We start from the raw sequence: 20,541 nt of genomic DNA on the forward strand, positions 1-20,541 counted from the left end.
ATATTCGATCGCCGCGAGACTTCGGTGTCCCATGCAACGACCACCCTTGGCATCTGCGAAGACAGGGTTCATCCTGGTCTCCGACGCGCGGCGCGGAAGAACGTCGCGTCTTCGGGAGATGGGCCATGGTATCCGGCAAATGCTTGATCAAATCCGCCTGGGTCGCCGTCGAGGTCGGGCGTGAGCGCTGCGAACGGGTGCTGGTGGTGGAGACGTACATCGCCGTGAGCCCCCTGGAGCAGAACTACGACGCGGCGCGCTACGACAGCATCGTCGCCGAGGTCCGCCGTGTGCTCGCCGCCAACCCGTCCCTCGACCGGGCCTCGATCCTCAGCATGCACCGGGACACCAAGTGCATCTCCCTGTTCCGGGCCGAAGCCGCCGCCGCCTGAGCGGATTGGCGCGACCGGCGGGAGGCGGATAGACACGCGGCCTCGCGCGTCCCATTCGCTCCCGGACCACCGCCATGCTCGAAGCCTTCCGCGCCATCGTTGACGGCGACGAGCCGCCGCCGCCCGGCGCCCGTGCGCCCTCCGACGAGGAGCTGACCCGCGCCCTGCAGGTGCTGCTCAAGAGCCAGTGCGTCTATTCCGGCACCCCCGGCATCGGCCGGACCTACGACCTCGCCCGGCACTACGCGCCGTTCTTCCAGAGCTACTTCGCCTGCCTCGGGTACGGTTTCGAGGTCTCGCACCGGGACCAGATGGTGTTCCTGCGCGTGCCCCCGGAGGGCGTGCGCCACGACGGTCAGGCCGAGCGCCTGCGCAAGGACGAGACCCTGGTGCTGCTCGCCCTGCGGCTCGCCTACGAGGAAGGGCTTCGCGACCACCGCGTCACCACCGAGGGGGTGGTGGAATGCACCACCGACGACATCGCCGAATCGATCCGCACCGCCACCCGCAGCGACCCGCCGGAGGAGACCCGCCTGCTGGAGATCCTGCGGCTGTTCTCCCGGAAAGGCGCCCTGCGCCTGGGCGAGCGCGACAAGACCGAAAAGCTCACGCCCCTGATGGTGCTGCCCGGCATCGGCGTGCTCTCGCCCGACGCCTGGATGGAGCACGTCCGGGCCTGGGCTTCGGCCGGGGATGACGCCGCCTGATCGCCCCGGCCGGCTTGCCTCGCCGCCCCCGGCCATGCGAGCGAAGGCCCGACGATCCTTCGCAGCGTGCAAAAATCACCCGGCCTCAGTGTATCGCCTCACCGACATCGCCCTTTCGAACTGGTACCTGATCCGGCGCGAGCAGATTCGTATCCGCGGCGCGACGGCCCTCGTCGGGCCGACGGGGGCCGGCAAGTCGACGATCTTCGATGCCGTCGGCACGGTGCTGGCCGGCAACAACGCCAGCCGTCTGGCGCTCAACGCCTCGGCGTCGGGCCGCTCGGCCCGCACGGTGCGCGACTATTGCCTCGGCTGGATCAGCGACCCGGCCGAGGGCGGCCGCCCGACTCGCGAGGCCTGCGAGACCCTCATCGTCCTCGTGTTCGAGAACCCGGTCTCGGGCCGCGTCGTCTCCGTTGGGCTGGCGCTGAGCGCCCGGGCCGAGGACAGCCGCGAGACCACCCTGTCGCGCTTCGTCTGCACAGGCCATCGCTTCGAGATCGCCGACTACGTCCGCGAGACGCCCGACGGCTCCTTCGTCGCGCCCTGGGCCGAGATCGCCAAGGATCTGCGCATCCGCTCCGAGACCTTCGAGGAGTTCCGCGCGTCCGGCGAGCGCTTCACCGCGGAGGTGCTCGGGCTCCTGCGCGAGGGCGCGCCGGTGCCCGAACCCCGCCACTTCCTGCGCACCTTCTCCAATGCGGTCGCCTTCAAGCCGATCTTCGATTCCTCCGCCTTCGTGCGCTCCTTCGTGCTGGAGCCCGAGCCCCTCGACGTCGCCCGCATCCGCCAGTCGGTGGAGAACTGGCGCCGTCTCCTCGAGACCATCGAGGAGTTGGAGCGGCGCCTGTCGCATCTCGGCCGCATCCTCGCCCGCTACGAGACCTGGGCGGAGGCGAGCCTGTCGGCGGCCCTCGACGACCTGCGGGCCGCCGGCGCGGATCTGCGCCGCCGAGTCGTCGAATACACAACCGCCCGCACCGGCCTCGCCGATGTCGCCGAGCGCCTGCGCATCGCCCGCGAGAGCGTCGCCACCAGCCAGGGCTTCGTGCGCGACATCGACGGCGAGATCGCGCAGAAGAAGGCCCTCATGGCCGGGACCCACGCGCAGGGGCGGCTCGCCGCCTCCGATGCGGGCCTCGCCGTGCTCACCCGCGACCGACGCGACCTCACCCTGCGGGTGACGGGCCTCGTCGGCCTGATCCAGGACGTCGCCCGCCTGACGGCGGTCATCGGCGAGGTCCGCCGCGTCGATCCGGGTGCGGCCCGCTTCGTCGAGGCCTGCGCCCGCGCGGGGCTCCGCCGCGAGGCCCCGCCGGAGGAAACGCTTCGCTCGGACGGGCCCCTGAATGCCCTGGTGACGGCGCTCGTCGACATGCCCGACATCGCCGGCCCCCTCGATACGGCGGCCGAGGACATGGCCCTGCGCGCCCGCGCCGCCGAGACGGAGGCGCAGGGCCTTTCGGCGCCCTTCGCCGGCGGCGGGGCGGCCAAGGGCGCGCGCCTGTCCTCGGACGTGGCGGCGTTCCGGGACGAACTCGCGCGGCTGGGCATCGACGCCGTGCCGGTCTGCGAACTCGCCGAGATCGTCGAGCCGAAATGGGGCATGGCCCTGGAGGGCCTTCTGGGGGGTGCCCGCGAGGCCCTGGTGGTGCAGCCCGACCGGCTGAATCAGGCGTTCGCCCATCTCGAAGCCCGGAAAGCACAGTTCTACCGCTGCCTTCTGGTCAAGACCACGGACACGGCCCGGCGCCGGGGCGGGCGCTACGACGACGGCCCCTTGGGCATGATCGAGACCCGCGATCCCCACGCCGAGGCGTTCCTCGCCGCGCGGCTGGGCGGGTACGACCTCGCCCCCGACGATGCGGCCCTCGCGCATATGAGCCGGGCCGTGGCGCCGAGCGGGCGCTCGACCTCCGGCATGGCCTATTCGGTGGTCCGTCCCGTCCAGCTCATGATGACGCGGGGCAGTCGCGGTCCGACACAGGAGGGCCGCGAGGCCATGGAGCGGGCGGTGGCCGAGGCCCGTCGCCTGCGCGGCGAAGCCGGCGTGCTGCGCGAGGCCGCCCGCATCGCCGCGCAGCTCAGGGCGCGCCTGGCCGAGGCTCCCATCGACCTGCCCGGCCTACGGGCCGAGTGCGACGCCATCGAGGGCCGCCGCCGCAGTCTCGCCACCGAGCGCGAGAGCGTCGAGAAGGCCGATACCGGCGCCCTCGAAGCCGAATTGAAGGAGCTCGCGAAGGAGCGTTCGGCCTACCTCACGGAACTCGTGCAGGTGCTCGAACCCAAGCGCGATGCCCTGCTGGGCGAGGAAGCGGGCCTGAAGGCCAAGGTCGCCTCCTCCCGCGAGGCGGCGCGCGCGGCGCTGGCCGCCCGGCGCTCGGCGCATGCGCGCTGGGTCGGCGGCGACACGGTCCGCATCCGCCTCGTGCGTCCGGAGGGCTTCGACCCGCGGGCCGTGGCCAAGGCCCGGGCGGACCTCGCCGGCCTCGACGCGAAGGAACTCGCGGCCGCCGCCGCCGCCGCCCGCAGCGCCGCCCGCGAGGCCCTCGAGACGGCCCGTACGCAGGGCCGCACCGCCGAGCGCGACTTGGCCGAGTATTGCGTGCAGTGGCGGATCGACAACCCTCTGGGGCGCGGCGACGCTCCGGCCTCGTTCGGCTACGGCTGGACCCGGCGCGCCTACGACGAGGTCGCGGGCCACGAGCTCAGGCGCTACCGCGATCAGGCCGTGCGGGCGGAAGGCGAGATGCGCCGCCTGATGACCGAGGACCTGCTGACGCGTCTCGCCGACAAGTTCGAGCGCGTCCGCGCCCGCCTCGACGCCCTCAACGAACGCCTGTCGAGCCAGACCTTCACCGGCCAGACCTACGCCTTCGAGGCCGCCGTCGACCGGCGCTACGCCGCCGTCCACGCGCTCGCCACCGAAGTCGCACGCTCGCCCGATGCGGCGCAGGCGGTCCTGCCGGGCCAGGGCGAGACGCCGGCCGAAGGCCCGCTCTCGGCCGCCATCGAGGAGATCTCGGCCCTCATCGCCGGTGAGGAGAGCGCGGCGCGTTTGGCCGATTATCGCAACTACTTCGTCTACGAGATCGGCATGCGCGATGCCGCCGGCAACCGCACCACCATGTCGAACCGGGCTCTGCGCGGCTCCGGCGGCGAGGCGCAGGCGCCGTTCTACGTCGCCATCGCGGCCTCCCTGGCCTCGGCCTACTATCCCGGCGACCGACCGGGCGACGAAAATCCGGGGCTCGGCCTCTGCCTCCTCGACGAGGCGTTCTCGAAGCTCGACGTGCGCAACTCTCAAGCCCTCGTCGACCTCTACCAGGCGTGGGGCCTGCAGCTCCTCATCGCCGCGCCCGAGGACAAGCGCACCACGCTCACCGAGGTGATGGACACCATCGTCACCGTCTACAAGAGCCCGGACCTGAAGGGCGTCCGCATCGAATCCGAGCACCCCCTGGAAGCGGCCAAGCGCGCGCTCGCCGCCATCAACCCGGAACGCCAGGGGATCGAGGGGTTTCGCCTGCCCGGTGCGGCTGCGTGACGTCGGTGCCGCGCGCCCAGGGCGCCGCCGAGAGTGTGCGGGCGAGGTAGTCGGCCAAGGCCGTGACCCGGGCCGGGCGCGGATCGCCCGGCGGCGTCATGAGGTGGAGCGCGATGGGCGGGGCCGACCACCCGGGCAGCACCCGCTCCAGCCGTCCGGCCGCGAGATCGTCCCACAGCATGAAGTCCGGCTGCACGGCGAGTCCGAGCCCGGCGCGCAGGGCCGGCGCCAGGGCGTCGGCGTTGTTTGCGCGCAGCGGCCCGCCAGGGATCACCACGGCCTCGGTGCCGTCGGGCGCGAGGAAGCGCCAGCGGTCGGGGCTCGGCAGGTAGGCGTAACCGAGGCAGGCGTGACGGGCGAGGTCGCGCGGATGCTCCGGCCGCCCTTGCGCGGCGAGGTAGGCGGGGGCGGCCACGAGGGAGCGGTGGACCGTGCAGAGCCGGCGCGCCCGAAGGGACGAATCCGGCAGGGCCGCGATGCGCAGCGCGAGGTCGAACCCGCCGCCGACGAGGTCGACGAGGGCGTCGCCGAGATGCAGGTCGATGGTCAGGCCCGGATGAGCGGCGAGGAAGTCCGGCAGCAGGGGCGCGACGTGCATCACGCCGAACGACATCGGGGCCGCGAGCCGCACCCGCCCGCGCGGCGCGGCGGCTCCGTCGCGGGCCTGCGCCTCCGCCGCCTCGCCCTCGGCGAGCAGCCGGGCCGCCCCGTCCCGTGCCGCGAGGCCCGATTCGGTCAGCGCGAGCTTTCGCGAGGTGCGGTGGAACAGGCGCGCGCCGATGCGGGCCTCCAGGCGACCCACCGCCTTCGACACGGTGCCGGGCGCGACCCCGAGGTCGCGTGCGGCCTGCCCGAACGAGCCGGTCTCCGCCACCTTGGCGAAGACCGCCCAAGCTTCGAAATCGGGGAGTTTCATACCTGCATTCCGGAAATGATGTGTTTCCATCGTTTCCGTTTTAGCGGGATGCGGCAAGGGCCATCTTGTCTCCAGCAGAAGGAGACAGCAGCATGACCCATCACGGACTCCACCACGTCACCGCGTTTTCCGGTTCGGCGTTGCGCAATCTCGATTTCTACACCGAGGTCCTCGGCCTGCGGCTGGTGAAGAAGACCGTCAACTTCGACGATCCGGGCACCTATCACCTCTATTACGGCGACGAGACCGGCCGGCCCGGCACGATCCTGACGTTCTTTCCCATCGCCGACGCGGCCCCCGGCCGGGTCGGCATCGGCGAGACCAGCGAGACTGCGTTCCGGGTGCCCCGCGCCTCCATCGGCTGGTGGCTGCAGCGCCTCGTCGAAGCCGGAATCGTCCACGACGCGCCGGTCGCGGTGATGGGCGAGCCGACCCTGCGCCTGCGCGATCCCGACGGGACGATGCTCGCCCTCGTGGGTGTCGCGGAGGCCGGCGAGGCGTCCGCCTGGACCGGTACCGTGCCGGCCGAGCATGCCATCCGGGGCCTGCACGGCGTCACCCTGCTGCTCGGCGAGGCCGGACCGACGGCGGCGATCCTGACCGACGTTCTCGGCTTCACCGAAGACACGCGGGAGGGGTCCTCGACCCGATACGCGAGCGGGGCCGCGGAGGGCGGCTTCGTCACCCTGCGGGCCGTGGGTGAATTCCTACGGGGCCGCCAGGGGGCGGGCTCCGTCCACCACATCGCCTTCCGGGCGGCGGACGACGCCGCGCAGGCGGCGATGGTCGAGGGCCTCACCACCCGTCACGGGCTCGGGGTCACCGAGCAGCGCGACCGGGCCTACTTCCGCTCGGTTTACTTCCGCGAGCCCGGCGGAATCCTGTTCGAGATCGCTACCGATGTGCCCGGCTTCAGCGTGGACGAGCCCATCGCCGACCTCGGCACGGGGTTGAAGCTGCCTGCCGGCCTCGAGCTGCACCGCGCCCGGATCGAGGCGGCCCTGCCGCCCCTCGCCTGACCAGTCTTCCCCGGCCCGCATTCCCGCGGGCCGGGGCCGCTCGTGACACCCGGAGGTCCGCCATGACCGCGTCCACCCCGAAGACCCTCGCCTTCGTTCACCGCTTCGAGCCCGGTGCGAACCGTCCGCCCCTGCTCCTGCTGCACGGCACCGGCGGGGACGAATCCGATCTCCTGCCCCTCGGCCGCGCCGTGGCACCGGGCGCGGCCCTGGTGTCGCCGCGCGGACCTGTGCTGGAGAACGGGATGCCGCGCTTCTTCCGGCGCCTGTCCGAAGGCGTGTTCGACGAGGACGACGTGCGCCGCCGCGCGAAAGACCTGGCGGATTTCGTCGCCGACGCGCGGGCGGCCTACGGCCTCCCCGCCCCCGTGGCGCTCGGCTTCTCCAACGGCGCCAACATCGCCGCCGCCCTGCTGATGCTGCATCCGGGCGTCCTTGCCGGGGCCGTACTCCTGCGTCCGATGCTGCCGCTGGCCCAGCCGCCGGCGTTCGACCTCACGGGGGTGCCCCTGCTGATGCTCTCCGGCGCGCAGGACCCCATCGTTCCGGAGGCCAACGCGCGAGCGCTGGCCGAGCGCTTCCGCGGATCCGGCGCCCGGGTCGAGCACGGCGTACTCCCCGTCGGGCACGGTCTGTCCCAGGCCGACGTGACGACGGCGGAGGCTTGGCTGGCGGGACTCGCGATCTGAAGGGGCGCCGGCCACGGGGCCGGCGCCCCTGCCCGGCTCAGAAGTTCGCCACCACCTGGAAGCGCACCAGGCGCGGTGCGCCGGGGGTGATGTTGTTGTTGCCGTCGGCGGTGGCGATGTAGCGCCGGTCGAACAGGTTCTCGATGTTCACCTGGGCCCGCACGAACTCGTTCACCCGGTAGAACAGTCCGAGGTCGAAGCGGGTGATCCCCGGCAGGCGGACGGTGTCGTCCGCCGAGGCGAAGGTGTGGCCGGTCTGGATGTAGCCGACGCCGAACGAGAATTGCGGCGTCACGTCGAACTTGTTCCACAGGGTGAAGGCGTTGAACGGCACGAGGCCGACCCGATTCCCCGGTCGCACACCCTGGGCCGCCGTGCCGAAGCCGCTGACGATGGTCGCGTCGGTGAAGGCGTAGCCGCCGGCCACCTGCCACCACTCGGTGACGTAGCCGTTGGCTCCGATCTCGGCGCCCTGCGTGTTGGTCTGGCCGGTGGCCAGGAAGAAGCCGGCCCGGTTCGGATCGGCGAGGCGCTGGTTGAACCGGTCGAGGTTGTACAGGGCTCCGGTGAGCTGGAGCACGGGCGAGACGTCGAGCTTCACGCCGATCTCCCCGTTCTCGAACCGCTCGGGCTGCGAAATCGCCAGCCCCGGGGCGAGGCTGCTGAACTGGTCGCCCGCGGAGGGCAGATAGGAGACGCTGTAGCTGCCGTAGAAGGCGAGGTTGTCCAACGGCTTCACCACGACGCCGGCCCGGGGGGAGAGCAGATTGTCGATGCGCGTGGTGCGGACGGGGGTCGAACCGGTCGCGTTGAGGTTGTCGGCCTTGAAGTCGAAATGGTCGTAGCGCAGGCCGCCGATGAACTGCAGGTGCGGCCCGATCTCGATCTGGTCCTGTGCGTAGACGGCGGCCAGCCCGAGGTCGTAGCGGGTGTTGGCGCCGGTCGTGTTCCGGAAGCTGACCGGCGCGCGGGTCGTCGGGAAGCGCGGGTTGACGGCCAGCGTCAGGCCGCCGTTGGCGAAGAACCCTTCCTCGCGGAAGGCACGGCCTTCCTGATAGCCGAGCTCGAACCCGGCGAGCAGGGTGTGCTTCAGGGGGCCGGTGTCGAACTTATAGGTGAAGTCGTTCTGCGAGAAGTAGTTCGTCCGGGGAGTGTCGTTGTTGTACGCGGTGATGTTCACGGACGTGCCGGCGGCGTTGACCGCCCCGCCCGGATAGACGTTCGAATAGAACTTCTGATAATCGGCGAAGCGAAGGGTGCTGTGCAGGTCGACACCGGAATCGAAGCGATGGTCCAGGGTCGCGGTGGCGATGTTGGCGTCGATGCGCGCGACGCTGAGATCCGGATTGCCGAAGTAGGTCGCGGTGTTGCGTCGGTAATTGTACGGTCGCCCGAATTGCGAGGGAATGCCCCGATCGGTGTTGCGCTCGTCGTGGAAGTATTCGTACGACAGCTTCAGCGTCGTCGCCGGGCCGAGCAGGAAGGTCATCGTCGGATTGAAGCCGTAGCGGCGGATGTCGACGAAGTCGCGGTAGGTGCCGGTATCTTCGAACACGCTGTTCATCCGGAAGAATACGCTGTCGCTGACCCGGTCGCCGACATCGAGCGCCACGCGCTTGTTCCAGAACTGGCCGCCCTGGACCAGAACCTCGCGGATCGGGGTGCCGTCGGCTTCCTTCAGAACGCGATTGATGACGCCGCCGCCGCCGCCGCGACCGAAGACGAGGGCATTGGGGCCCTTGAGCACTTCGATGCGCTGGGTGTTGTACAGGTCACGGAAGTACTGAACGTCGTCGCGCACGCCGTTGACGTAGAAATCGGCGTTGGAGCGCTGACCGCGGATCACGAGATCGTCGCGGTTGCCCTCGCCCTGGTGCGGGATGATGCCCGGCACGTAGCGGATCGCCTCGTTGATGCTCTGGAAGCCCTGGTCGCGGATCTGCTGCTGGGTGACCACCGTCACGGATTGCGGCGTGTCGATGAGCGGCGTGTCGGTCTTCGTCGCCGAGCGGGTGCGCTTCGTGAGGTAGCCGACGGTGCCGCCCGCGCCCTCCACACTGAGCTGATCGAGGGTGACCGCGCTGCCGATCGCCGGCGTCGCGATCTGTGCCTGTGCCGTCCCGGCCGCGAACGTCCCCGCCAGCAGGAGCCCTACCGCCTGCCCATCCCGTCGCCGAAGCATGATCGTGAACTTTCGTCGTATCGCCCGAATCGAGGGCGCGTCGTCGCCGGCGCGAAACATTTCACGCGGCCGAAAGCTCCTGTATGTCCGGGCGTGAAAACGGCAAGCGATTTGAAGAGGTTAGGAGGGTTTCCAGTTTCGAGTGCTTCTAAGAGCCGGTCCAGTAAGGCGGTTAAGTTGCCCGCAATGGACAGGAAATTCGTCCTCCTTCGACATCGGAATGTTTCCAGATTGTAATCGAAACTCCAGTATCTTGATAAAAATATCACATTTGTTAGGGCCTCCCGGGCCGCTGGACTTCGGTTGAGGCCGCACCCCCGCCCATGCTAGGCGCCCCTCAGCACCCGTCTGCATCGCGAAAACCTCCGAGGCGCCCATGATCCCCCGTTACAGCCGCCCCGAGATGACCGCGATCTGGTCGCCCGAGACCCGCTTCAAGATCTGGTTCGAGATCGAGGCCCACGCCACGACGGCGCTGGCCGAGATCGGCGTGGTGCCGAAAGCCGCCGCCGACACGATCTGGGAGAAGGGCCGCGACGCCGTGTTCGATGTCGCGCGCATCGACGCCATCGAGGCGGTGACGAAGCACGACGTCATCGCCTTCCTCACCCATCTCGCCGAGATCGTCGGCCCCGAGGCCCGCTTCGTCCACCAGGGCATGACCTCGTCGGACGTTCTCGACACCTGCTTCAACGTGCAGCTCGTGCGTGCCGCGGATCTCCTCATCGCCGACGTCGATGCGTTGCTCGCCGCGATCAAGCGCCGGGCGTTCGAGCACAAGCTGACGCCGACCATCGGCCGCTCGCACGGCATCCACGCCGAACCCGTCACCTTCGGCCTCAAGCTCGCCCAGGCCTATGCCGAGTTCGAGCGCAATCGCGCCCGCCTCGTGGCGGCCCGCGAGGAAGTGGCGACCTGCGCCATCTCGGGGGCCGTCGGCACCTTCGCCAACATCGATCCGCGCGTGGAGGAGTACGTCGCGAAAGCCATGGGCCTGTCGCCGGAGCCGGTCTCGACCCAGGTGATCCCGCGCGACCGCCACGCCATGTTCTTCGCGACGCTGGGCGTGGTGGCGAGCTCGGTGGAGCGCCTCTCCATCGAGGTGCGCCACCTCCAGCGCACGGAAGTGCTGGAGGCCGAAGAGTTCTTCTCGGAAGGGCAGAAGGGCTCCTCGGCCATGCCGCACAAGCGCAACCCCGTGCTCACCGAGAACCTCACGGGCCTCGCCCGCATGGTGCGCTCCTACGCCCTCCCGGCCATGGAGAACGTCGCCCTCTGGCACGAGCGCGACATCTCGCATTCCTCCGTCGAGCGGATGATCGGCCCGGACAGCACCGTGACCCTGGATTTCGCCCTCGGCCGCCTCACCGGCGTCATCGACAAGCTGTTGATCTATCCCGAGCAGATGCAGCGCAACCTCGACAAGCTCGGCGGCCTCGTCCACTCGCAGCGCGTTCTCCTGGCCCTGACCCAGGCCGGCGTCTCGCGCGAGGATTCGTACCGCCTGGTCCAGCGCAACGCGATGCCGGTCTGGCGCGGCGAGGGCGACTTCCTCACCCTGCTCAAGGCCGACACCGACGTGACCGCCGCCCTGAGCCCGGCGGAGATCGAGGCCTGCTTCGACCTCGGCTACCACTTCAAGCACGTCGACACGATCTTTTCACGGGTGTTCGGGGCTTCCTGAGCCCCGTCGCACGAATCCTGCGTCGCGCCCTTCCCATCGGCGATTCAAAGGTCCCGCTCCGTGTCGAACCCCCGCATCGTCTACCTCAACGGCGACTTCCTCCCCTTCGAAGACGCGCGGGTGCCGATCATGGATCGCGGCTTCCTGTTCGCCGATGGGATCTACGAGGTCTCGGCGATCCTCGATCGCCGCCTCGTCGACAACGAAGCGCATCTCGCCCGCCTCGACCGGTCGCTCGGTGAGATCGACATCGCCAATCCGCACACGCTGGCCGAGTGGGTCGCCCTGCAGACGGAGCTCGTCGCCCGCAACGGCGTCACCGAGGGCCTCGTCTACATGCAGGTGACGCGCGGCGTGTACGAGCGTGACTTCGCCTATCCGCCGGCCGGCACCGCGCCGACCGTGATGATGTTCACGCAGGCGAAGACCGTGGCGGCCAACCCCCTGGCGGCCAAGGGCGCCCGGGTGATCACCGTGCCGGACCTTCGCTGGAAGCGCCGGGACATCAAGTCCATCGCGCTGCTGGCCCAGGTGCTCGCCAAGCAGCAGGCCGCCGCCGCGGGCGTCAGCGAGGCCTGGATGGTCGAGGACGATGCGGTGACGGAGGGCTCGTCGTCGACGGCCTTCATCGTCACGGCCGGCGGCACCCTGGTGACCCGTCCGCTCTCGACGGCGCTCCTGCCCGGCATCACCCGGCAGGCGGTGCTGCGTCTCGCCGCCGAATCCGGCCTTGCCCTGGAGGAGCGCCTGTTCTCCGTGGCCGAGGCCCACGCGGCGGCGGAGGCGTTCTATACCAGCGCCTCGGCCTTCGTGATGCCGGTGGTGGAACTCGACGGGCAGCCCATCGGCACCGGCGCCCCCGGCCCCCACACCCTGCGCCTGCGCGAACTCTACCTCGAACTCGCCCGCGCGAGCGATTGAATCCCGCACGGCCGCAGGACATCCGTCTCACGCCAGGAACACACTCACGCCAGGAACACACTCACGCCAGGAACACATTCACTCCAGGAACGCACTCACTCCAGGAACGCACTCACTCCAGGAACGCACTCACTCCAGGAACGCATCGGCCCCGGATCGGTTCTTCCGGCACGAACCCTGTCTTCCAGAAGGTGTCACGATGCGCATGATATGGCCCCTGGCCGCCGGCCTGAGCCTGCTGGCGACCGCCGCCTTCGCTCAGGTGACGGCGCCGAGCAGCCCGGTTCCCGACAAGATTCAGCCCGATGCCGGCCCGCCCGGCACCGGTGGCACCCTGAGCGACCGACTCGAGAAGAACGACGGCGTGATCAAGCCGCCGGGCAACACGGCCCCCGGCATGGTGGTGCGCCCGTCCGATCCGAACCCGGGCTCCATGCCGGTGATCAAGCCGGGCGACCTCCCCGGTCGCGAGCCGGGCACCGAGGCCAAGTAGCCGCCCTCGGGCGACCGCACGGTACGTATTCCCCCGGTGATTCGGAGCCGGATCGGCCAGTTGCTTGATTTCCGGCTACGGATCGCAGAAAGACCCGAGGAACGTGGGACGGTCCGGCCTCCATGGCCGGATCGTTTTCGCGCGGGTCCTCGGGACAGGTCTTGAGTGAATGGCAAACGTCGTCGTCGTAGGCGCCCAATGGGGTGACGAAGGCAAAGGCAAGATCGTCGACTGGCTCTCCGAGCAGGCCGACGTGGTGGTGCGCTTCCAGGGCGGCCACAATGCCGGCCACACCCTCGTGATCAACGGCGTGACCTATAAGCTGGCCCTGCTGCCCTCGGGCGTGGTGCGGGGCGGCAAGTTGTCGGTGATCGGCAACGGTGTCGTGGTCGATCCGTGGCACCTCGTCGATGAGATCGCCCGGCTTCAGGCCCAGGGCGTCGAGATCTCGCCGAAAACCCTGCGGATCGCCGATAACGCCACGCTGATCCTACCTCTGCACCGCGAGCTCGACCATTTTCGTGAGACATCGAACGCGGGTCTCAAGATCGGTACGACGAAGCGCGGCATCGGACCGGCCTACGAGGACAAGGTCGGGCGCCGCGCCATCCGGGTCGTCGATCTCGCCGACGAGAGCACGCTGGCCGCCAAGATCGAGCGGGTCCTGACCCACCACAACGCCCTTCGGCGCGGCCTCGGAATCGAGGAGGTCGATGCCGACGCCCTGCTCGCCGAACTGAAGGCCATCGCGCCCACCATCCTGCCCTACGCCGACACCGTCTGGAAGCTCCTCGACGAGGAGCGCCGGGCCGGCAAGCGCATCCTGTTCGAGGGCGCGCAGGGCGCGCTCCTCGACGTCGACCACGGCACCTATCCGTTCGTGACCTCGTCCAACATCGTGGCGGCGCAGGCCGCGACGGGCTCCGGCATGGGGCCCTCGGCCATCGGCTACGTGTTGGGCATCGCGAAAGCGTACACCACCCGGGTCGGCGAAGGTCCGTTCCCCACGGAGCTGTTCGACGAGATCGGCGAGACCATCGGCGCGAAGGGCCGCGAGTTCGGCGTCAACACCGGGCGCAAGCGCCGCTGCGGCTGGTTCGACGCCGTTCTGGTGCGCCAGACCGTGAAGACCTCGGGCATCGACGGCATCGCGCTGACCAAGCTCGACATCCTCGACGGGTTCGAGACCATCCGGGTCTGTACCGGGTACCGCCTCGACGGACAGGTGATCGACCACCTGCCGGCGAACCAGGCGGCGCAGGCCAAGGTCGAACCCATCTACGAGGATATCGAGGGCTGGTCGGGCACGACGGCGGGGGCCCGCTCGTGGGCCGATCTCCCGGCTCAGGCGATCAAGTACGTGCGCCGCATTGAGGAACTCATCGGTGCGCCGGTGGCGCTGCTCTCGACTTCGCCGGAGCGCGACGACACCATTCTGATGCACAGCCCCTTCGAGGATTAACGCGTCTGAGAGGATGGGCGGCGCATCCGCTCTCGGGCGGGGTGCCGGCCCGCCCTGAGTTGAGCGGACCCCAGTCACGATGGCCGATTACTACCCCTTGCTGGCGCGCGCCCTCGAAGCGATGCCGGACCGTTCGCCGGCCCTTCGCAAGGCCGTGTACGAGCGCGCGCGCAGCGCCCTGATCGGCCAGCTTCGCTCCCTCGATCCCCCCCTGTCCGAGGCGGATATCGATATTGAGGCGCGGGCCCTCGAGACCGCCATCGATCGGCTCGAGACCGAGCACGGCCCTCCGGCCCCCGAGCCCTTGGCCGAGCCTCCGTCCGAGCCCGTGCCGGAACTCAAGCCCGAGCCCGAGCAGCCCGTCACAGCGGATGCGTTGCGGGATCTGCCGGAATCGCTGCCCGACGCCCCCGGGTCGGAGCCCCTGCGCCCCACCGCTCCGGCCCCGGAGCCGTTCCTGCCGCCGGCGCCCCCGCCGGACCTCGGCCGGACCCCGTTCATGCCGCCGGAGGAGCCGGCGAGCGCGCCGATCATCCCGATCCAGGCCCGCAAGGGTCGGTCGCCCGCCGCCGTGGCCGATCCCGCCGCCGAGGCGGTGTCGTCCTCGACGGACGCGTCCGCCCAGGAACCGGCGTCCGACGATTTCGTGGCCGATGCGGGCGGTGCCCGTCAGCGCCCGCGCATCGACGTGGTCGCGCCGCGGGCCGGACGGTCGCGCCTCCTGCGCAACGCCGTCGTGGGAGCCGTGCTGTTCACTGTCATCGGCCTGATCGCGGTGGCGGCGTTTCTGTTGCGCGACAAGCCAGCCGACCTGCAACCCCTGGCCGAGCAACAGGACACGGCGCAGGACAGCGCCGAGACCAAGTATGCCGACCGTATCGGTGGCGACCCCGTGGCGCCGCCGGCGCCGGCACGGCCTGCGCAGGCGCCTTCCTCGGCGGGCGCCGTGCAGCCGGACGTCTCCGTGGCGCAGCGCGCCGTCCTCTACGAGGAGAACACGTCCGCCACCAACGCCCAGCCGACCGTTGTGCAGGGGCGCGTCCTCTGGCGCCTCGAAACCGTGAACGGCGAGCGCGGTCAGGCCCTCGAAACGGCCGTTCGCGCGAACGTGGAGTTCCCCGAGGCGGGGATCACCCTGCAGATGACCATCAATCGCAATCTCGATGCGAGCTTGCCGGCATCGCACACCATCGAGCTCGCCTTCACCACGGACGGCACCAATGCCGCGGGCCGGACGGTGCAGGACATCGGGCTGCTTCAGGCCAAGGACGAGGAGAATGCCCGCGGGTCGCCGGTCTCGGGCCTGCCGGTACGGGTGCGGGAGAACCTGTTCCTCATCGGTCTGTCGTCCCTGCGCAACGACATCGACCGCAACACCGACCTGCTCCTTCACCGGAACTGGCTCGAACTCGCGGTGAAGTTCAACTCCGGTGCGCGCGCGATCATCAATTTCGAGAAGGGCGCGGCGGGCACGCAGGTGATGGAGAAAGCCTTCGCGCAGTGGCGCTGACGGGCCGGGACCGCTGACACGAAAAAGGCGGCCCGAGCGCTTCGGGCCGCCCTTGTCGTTTGAAGTCGTCGCTCCGCTCAGGCGTGGGCGGCTGCGCGCGGTGCCTCGCGGGACGCCAGGTTGCGCTTGACCGCCTCCTGGATCTTCTCGAAGGCACGCACCTCGATCTGCCGCACGCGCTCGCGCGAGACGCCGAACTCGCCTGACAGGTCTTCGAGGGTGATCGGATCGTCGGCCAGACGCCGCGCCTCGAAGATGCGGCGCTCGCGGGCATTGAGCACCGAGAGGGCATCGCGCAGGGCCGAGAGCCGGTTCTGGCCTTCTTCCTCACGGGCGAGCACCGTCTCCTGGCTCGGGCTGTTGTCGACGAGCCAATCCTGCCACTCGCCTTCGCCTTCCTCGCGCAACGGCGCATTGAGGGAGGTGTCGCCCGAGAGGCGACGGTTCATGTCTATCACCTCCTGCTCGGGCACGCCGAGCTTGACGGCGATCTGCGCCACCTGATCCGGCTTGAGGTCGCCCTCTTCCAGGGCCGAGATGCGGCCCTTGGCCTTGCGCAGGTTGAAGAACAGCTTCTTTTGGTTGGCGGTGGTTCCCATCTTCACGAGGGACCACGAGCGCAGGATGTATTCCTGGATCGCCGCTTTGATCCACCACATGGCGTAGGTGGCCAAGCGGAAGCCCTTGTCCGGCTCGAAACGCTTGACCGCCTGCATCAGGCCGACATTGCCCTCGGACACGACTTCGCCGATGGGCAGGCCGTAGCCGCGATAGCCCATGGCGATCTTGGCCACGAGGCGCAGGTGCGAGGTGACGAGGCGATGGGCGGCGCCACGATCGCCCTTCTCCCGCCAATCCTTCGCGAGCGTGAACTCCTCGTTCGGCTCCAGCATCGGAAACTTGCGGATCTCATCGAGGTAGCGCGACAGGCCACCCTCGGTGGCGAGCACGGGCAATGCGCCGGCCATGGTCTTCCTCCTTGAATGGTCCCCGAATGGGCGGACCCGAACCGAACCGCCGCTCCCTTGAGCCGGCGTTTCGGCTCCCCATCTCTACCGGGAAACAGAACACCCCGGAAGGCGGCTCGCCCAACGAACATCGCGGTCAACGCGCGATGTCGCCGATGGCTCAGGGGTGACACGAAACGCCGCGCCGGGCGGTGCCGTTCCGCACGCCCTTCGGGTCCGGGCTTGACCGTGACAGATGCGCCACGCGGGTACTGCGTTCCCTCAGGTCGTCGCCCCCTTCCTCCGCAGCGCCGACAGGAGCGCCTCCATCTCGGGCGGCAACGGCGACTCGAAGTGCAGGGTCTCGCCCGTTCGCGGATGGGCGAAGCCGAGCACGCTGGCGTGCAGGGCCTGACGCCCGAGGGCCAGGAGCGCGGCACGGGCCTCCTCGCCCAGCCGCGTGGCCTTGGTCTTGAACGCGCTGCCGTAGACGGCGTCGCCCAGGAGCGGGTGGCCGCGATGGCTCATGTGCACCCGGATCTGGTGCGTGCGTCCGGTCTCCAGCTCGCACCGGACCAGGGCGACCAGACCCATCGCGTCGAGGGCTTCCTCGACATGGTAGTGCGTGATGGCCTCCCGACCCGTCTCGGCCCGCACCACGGCGATCTTCTCACGATTTCGGATGCTGCGGGCGAGATAGGCGTCGATGGTGCCGACGCGCGGCTCGGGCACGCCCCAGACCAGGGCGCGGTAGACCCGCTCCAGGGGGCCGGTGCGGCCGTGATCGGCGAACTGCTCGGTCAGGCCTTTGTGCGCCCGGTCGTTCTTGGCCACCACGAGGAGCCCGCTCGTGTCCTTGTCGAGACGGTGGACGATTCCCGGCCGCCGCACGCCGCCGATCCCCGACAGGCTGTCGCCGCAATGGGCGATGAGGCCGTTGACCAGGGTGCCGGAATCATGTCCGGGCGCGGGGTGGACCACCAGACCCGCCGGCTTGTCGATGACGATCAGGTCGCTGTCCTCGTAGACCACGACGAGATCCTGGGTCTCGCCCTGCGGGGTCGCCGCCACGGCGGTCGGGATCGTCACGGCGAGTTCGGTGCCGGGCCCGACCTTCACCGACAGATCGAGCACCACCGCGCCGTTGCGTGTCACTTGGCCGGTCCGGATCAGATCCTGCAGGCGCGCCCGCGACACGTCCGGGAATGCCCGCGCCAGGGCGCGGTCGAGGCGCTCCGGCGTCACGTCGTCGGCGAGTGTCGCCCGACGGTCCTCTGGTTGCTGCAACGATCGTCCCTCCGCCCCGTTCACCGCGACCCGGACGGACCGCGCAAAATCACGCGCGGGGGCACTTGCTCCCTCGCCGGACCGTCGCTATACGATCGCCACACCGCCGGGAAGCTTCCTCCCGCCGGACGGTCCCACGGGATCGGAGTGAACGGGAAGCGGCGTCGGTGCCCCAAGGGTGCCGCGTTGGATTGAAGACCGCGCCCATCGTCTAGCGGTTAGGACAGGTCCCTCTCACGGATCAGACCGGGGTTCGATTCCCCGTGGGCGCGCCACTTCCGTACAGATCTGCGAACACCAGCACTGGCGCTTGCGCCATCTGCCGCGATCGCAGCTTCCAGGTTGGCCTTGTCCCCTATGATGCGGATGACGTCGTCGTCGACCTCGACCCGGTCTACGATCGCTTGCAGCCAAGCCTTGCGGAACAGGATCTCGCCAGTCGTGACGTTCTCGCGCATCAACGACCCGAACCGTTCGACCAGTTCCGGGGCGATGGCCGCCGCTGGACGCTCGGCGACTTGGACACGACCCAGCGCCGCCTTGGCGCGGTCGCGCTCCAGCTTCAACGCCGACAGCCGCTCTCGTAGAATGTCGTCGAGGTCGGTGACGCCCTCCTCGACCATCGCGTAGAGCCGCTTGAGCTTGTCCTCCGCTACTGTGACCTCAGCGCGAAGAGCGGAGACTCGGCCGTCGACTTCGGCCGCCCGCTCGGATCGCAGAGCCCACAGGGAAGCCAGCGTCGCGCGCAGCCGATCGGGCTGCAGCAACTCGGCCACGAGGTGATCGGTCACCAGGGTGTCGAGCTTGCCCATCGGGATCGAGCGACCGGTGCAGCCTGTTTTACCCTTTCGGTTGTGCTCCGAACAGGAATAGTACGTGTAGACCCGTCCCGACTTCGAGGTGCCGGTGCGCATCGTCATCGCTCCCTCGCAGGTCGCGCAGGTGGCCAAGCCGGTGAGCAGGATCGGTCCGGTCACGACCCGGGCCGGTGTCGTGCGTGGGTTATGCGCCTTCAAGGTCGCGGCCACCGCCTCGAACTCGGACCGGTCGATGATCGCCGGCACGTCGATCGTGATGTGCTCGGCCTTGGGCTTCTCGATCAGCGTCTTGGAGTCGCGTCGGTTGAAGACCCACTCGCCGATGTAGACGGTATTGGTCAGGATGCCGTGGATGGTCGCGACCCCGAAGCGGGCGCCGCGTCGGGTTCGGTAACCGCGCTCGTTGAGCCAGCAGGTCAGCGCCTTGATGCCGAGCGGACCGGACCTGCCGTCGCCGTGTCGGTAGAGCCGGAACATCAACCGCACGGTCTCGGCTTCGACCGGATCGATGGCGAGGCGCTTCTTGACCCGGTTGCCGCGCTTCTCGACCTCTTCGAGCCCGTAGCCCAGCGGGAGCGTGGCGCCGTTATAGAAGCCCTGCCGGGCGTTCTCCTTCATCGCCCTCAACACGTGCTTGGCGTTCTCGCGGCTCTGGTACTCGTCGAACATCCCGATGAGCTGGCGCATCATGACCTGGCCGGGATCGTCGCCGAGTTCCTGCGTGATCGAGACGAGGCGCACGCCGACCTTGGCGAGCTTGCGGACGTACATCTCCAGGCCGAAGGCATCGCGGAAGAACCGGCTGAAGCTGTGCACGACGATGACGTCGAAGGGGCGGTCGCCGTCACTGGCGCGTTCGATCATCCTCTGGAACTCGGGTCGCGCATCGTCCATCGCCGAGGCGCCCGGCTCGACATACTCGACGATGACCGGCCAGCCCTTGGCGGAACAGAAAGCGGCGATCTGCTTGCGTTGGTCGGGGATCGAGAGATCGGATTCCGCTTGTCGCCCGGTCGAGACCCGCAAATAGCCGGCCGCGCGCAGCGGCCCGTCGGCGCGGACGATCATCTTGGACTTGCGAGCATGCATCGTCATGGATCAGTCCTCACGCAACAACGGATCGAAGTTTAGTGCAGCTCATTTTCCAAAGAGCCAACCCGAGATCTTGCTCCACAGCTTTGTCGTGGACGCTCGACATCGGATGCGCCCTCAGCAACCCATGGCGCGCAAGAGCGCATCGATCTCCGGCCCGAGATAGGTCTCCAGCACGTCGAGCTCGGCGCGGCCGACCGGAACCGGGCGTGGCAGGCCGTCGACGACCTGCCGACACGCGACGTCGCGCACAGGACGGCGCGGGGATCGCGGCGCGGACTTTTGCACGCGAGGGCGGCGTCGCCCGCGTTCAGGGTGGCCACGCTCAGCCATCGAGGCCGAGCTCGCGCTTGCGCCGACGGGTCCGTTCCTGCCCCGGGGTCGGACGCGACGATGCCGGTGCCGGTGGATCGGCCGGGATCGCGCCGACAGCGGCGTCGACCGGCATCGATCCGGCTTGCGTGGCGGCCGGCCCGGCCGCATCGATGACGTCGAGCGTGGAAGCCTTCTCGCCCGAGTGCGAGAGCAGGCGTGCGAGGGTGGCACGGCGTTCCGCGGGCTCGACCGTGCGAAGACGGTCCGTGAGGTTGCGTTCGCCTCGCACCTTGGCGTCGAGAGTGGTGCGGTCGACGAACAGTCGCGTCTCACCCCGCGCCCGGCTCGCCGCCACGAAGGCATCGTGACGGTCGAGACCGGGATCGGTCCAGACGAAGGCTGTTTCGGTCGTCAATCCTTGACAACCGTAGATAGTGATCGCGTGAGTGGTCAGCCCCCATTGAAGTGGTCCGCTCTTTGGTATGGCTTTTGAGCCTGGAGGACGGACAAGATGGCAAAGCACCCGAAGCCCGAGGAGATCGTTGCCAAGCTACGGCAGG

17 protein-coding genes, 1 tRNA gene and 1 pseudogene are annotated in these 20,541 nt (G+C 69.3%); 12 read left to right on the forward strand and 7 right to left on the reverse strand.

The genetic code is table 11. The features are described from left to right. Positions 1-125 precede the first annotated feature (125 nt). The 3 genes from ASF25_RS03605 (at position 126) to ASF25_RS03615 (ending at position 4,646) form a co-directional block, all read left to right on the forward strand. Complete coding sequence (locus tag ASF25_RS03605; RefSeq protein WP_056173812.1) at positions 126-392, forward strand: hypothetical protein; 267 nt, start codon at positions 126-128, stop codon at positions 390-392. Positions 393-466: 74 nt separating this feature from the next. Further along, positions 467-1,099, forward strand: coding sequence for a DUF4194 domain-containing protein (locus ASF25_RS03610; protein ID WP_056261993.1), 633 nt, complete (start codon positions 467-469; stop codon positions 1,097-1,099). 88 nt (positions 1,100-1,187) lie between these two features. Further along, positions 1,188-4,646, forward strand: coding sequence for an SbcC/MukB-like Walker B domain-containing protein (locus ASF25_RS03615; RefSeq protein WP_056303296.1), 3,459 nt, complete (start codon positions 1,188-1,190; stop codon positions 4,644-4,646). Here ASF25_RS03615 and ASF25_RS03620 read toward each other — a convergent pair. Next, positions 4,591-5,562: a LysR family transcriptional regulator gene (locus ASF25_RS03620; protein WP_056303298.1), complete on the reverse strand. Its 972-nt coding sequence runs from the start codon at positions 5,560-5,562 to the stop codon at positions 4,591-4,593. The genes ASF25_RS03615 and ASF25_RS03620 overlap by 56 nt on opposite strands. Positions 5,563-5,654: 92 nt before the next feature. Here ASF25_RS03620 and ASF25_RS03625 point away from each other — a divergent pair, with 92 nt between their 5' ends. Both ASF25_RS03625 and ASF25_RS03630 read left to right on the forward strand, forming a co-directional pair. Further along, complete coding sequence (locus ASF25_RS03625) at positions 5,655-6,581, forward strand: ring-cleaving dioxygenase (RefSeq protein ID WP_056303300.1); 927 nt, start codon at positions 5,655-5,657, stop codon at positions 6,579-6,581. 62 nt (positions 6,582-6,643) lie between these two features. Further along, a complete protein-coding gene (locus ASF25_RS03630) occupies positions 6,644-7,270 on the forward strand; it encodes an alpha/beta hydrolase (protein WP_056303302.1) in 627 nt (208 codons plus the stop codon). Between the two features lie 37 nt (positions 7,271-7,307). On the opposite strand, the gene ASF25_RS03635 is transcribed toward ASF25_RS03630, so the two are convergent. Beyond that, the gene (locus tag ASF25_RS03635) at positions 7,308-9,452 is read right to left on the reverse strand and encodes a TonB-dependent siderophore receptor (protein ID WP_056303335.1); all 2,145 of its coding nucleotides are present in this window, start codon (positions 9,450-9,452) and stop codon (positions 7,308-7,310) included. 376 nt (positions 9,453-9,828) lie between these two features. On the opposite strand from ASF25_RS03635, the gene purB reads away from it, so the two are divergent. The 5 genes from purB to ASF25_RS03660 all read left to right on the forward strand — a co-directional run bounded on the left by purB (position 9,829) and on the right by ASF25_RS03660 (position 15,522). Beyond that, positions 9,829-11,136 carry an adenylosuccinate lyase gene (gene purB, locus ASF25_RS03640; RefSeq protein ID WP_056173791.1) on the forward strand — a complete coding sequence of 436 codons (1,308 nt, stop codon included), beginning with the start codon at positions 9,829-9,831 and terminating at the stop codon, positions 11,134-11,136. 60 nt (positions 11,137-11,196) lie between these two features. Further along, positions 11,197-12,057, forward strand: coding sequence for a D-amino-acid transaminase (locus ASF25_RS03645; RefSeq protein WP_056303304.1), 861 nt, complete (start codon positions 11,197-11,199; stop codon positions 12,055-12,057). A gap of 199 nt (positions 12,058-12,256) precedes the next feature. Next, the gene (locus tag ASF25_RS03650; RefSeq protein ID WP_056303306.1) at positions 12,257-12,550 is read left to right on the forward strand and encodes a hypothetical protein; all 294 of its coding nucleotides are present in this window, start codon (positions 12,257-12,259) and stop codon (positions 12,548-12,550) included. A 169-nt stretch (positions 12,551-12,719) separates the two neighbouring features. After that, positions 12,720-14,012 (forward strand): adenylosuccinate synthase, encoded by a 1,293-nt coding sequence (locus tag ASF25_RS03655; RefSeq protein ID WP_056173780.1) that lies wholly within the window; start codon positions 12,720-12,722, stop codon positions 14,010-14,012. Between the two features lie 79 nt (positions 14,013-14,091). Next, entirely contained in the window at positions 14,092-15,522 is a 1,431-nt protein-coding gene (locus ASF25_RS03660) for a hypothetical protein (RefSeq protein WP_056303308.1), read from the forward strand. Between the two features lie 77 nt (positions 15,523-15,599). Here ASF25_RS03660 and rpoH read toward each other — a convergent pair whose 3' ends face one another. Both rpoH and ASF25_RS03670 read right to left on the reverse strand, forming a co-directional pair. Continuing rightward, positions 15,600-16,490, reverse strand: a complete 891-nt coding sequence (gene rpoH, locus ASF25_RS03665; protein ID WP_056173774.1) for an RNA polymerase sigma factor RpoH — start codon at positions 16,488-16,490, stop codon at positions 15,600-15,602. A 261-nt stretch (positions 16,491-16,751) separates the two neighbouring features. Then, complete coding sequence (locus tag ASF25_RS03670) at positions 16,752-17,756, reverse strand: RluA family pseudouridine synthase (protein ID WP_056303310.1); 1,005 nt, start codon at positions 17,754-17,756, stop codon at positions 16,752-16,754. A gap of 200 nt (positions 17,757-17,956) precedes the next feature. Between ASF25_RS03670 and ASF25_RS03675 the strand changes: the two genes are divergently transcribed. Continuing rightward, positions 17,957-18,031: transfer RNA gene (locus tag ASF25_RS03675), tRNA-Glu, on the forward strand. After that, positions 18,020-18,343: a hypothetical protein gene (locus tag ASF25_RS23960; protein WP_348271320.1), complete on the forward strand. Its 324-nt coding sequence runs from the start codon at positions 18,020-18,022 to the stop codon at positions 18,341-18,343. The genes ASF25_RS03675 and ASF25_RS23960 overlap by 12 nt, the downstream gene beginning before the upstream one ends. Before the next feature lie 249 nt (positions 18,344-18,592). Here the strand turns inward: ASF25_RS23960 and ASF25_RS23965 are convergent. The 3 genes and pseudogenes from ASF25_RS23965 to ASF25_RS03690 all read right to left on the reverse strand — a co-directional run. Next, positions 18,593-19,669: pseudogene (locus ASF25_RS23965) on the reverse strand (recombinase family protein); the annotation flags it as partial. A 114-nt stretch (positions 19,670-19,783) separates the two neighbouring features. Further along, on the reverse strand, positions 19,784-19,918 hold the full coding sequence (locus tag ASF25_RS23860) for a hypothetical protein (protein ID WP_280137319.1): 135 nt from the start codon (positions 19,916-19,918) through the stop codon (positions 19,784-19,786). 73 nt (positions 19,919-19,991) lie between these two features. Then, on the reverse strand, positions 19,992-20,396 hold the full coding sequence (locus ASF25_RS03690) for a hypothetical protein (RefSeq protein ID WP_056303316.1): 405 nt from the start codon (positions 20,394-20,396) through the stop codon (positions 19,992-19,994). Positions 20,397-20,541 lie beyond the last annotated feature (145 nt).

Origin of the sequence: Methylobacterium sp. Leaf100 (assembly GCF_001422845.1) — a bacterium.
Classification (GTDB): Bacteria; Pseudomonadota; Alphaproteobacteria; order Rhizobiales; family Beijerinckiaceae; genus Methylobacterium.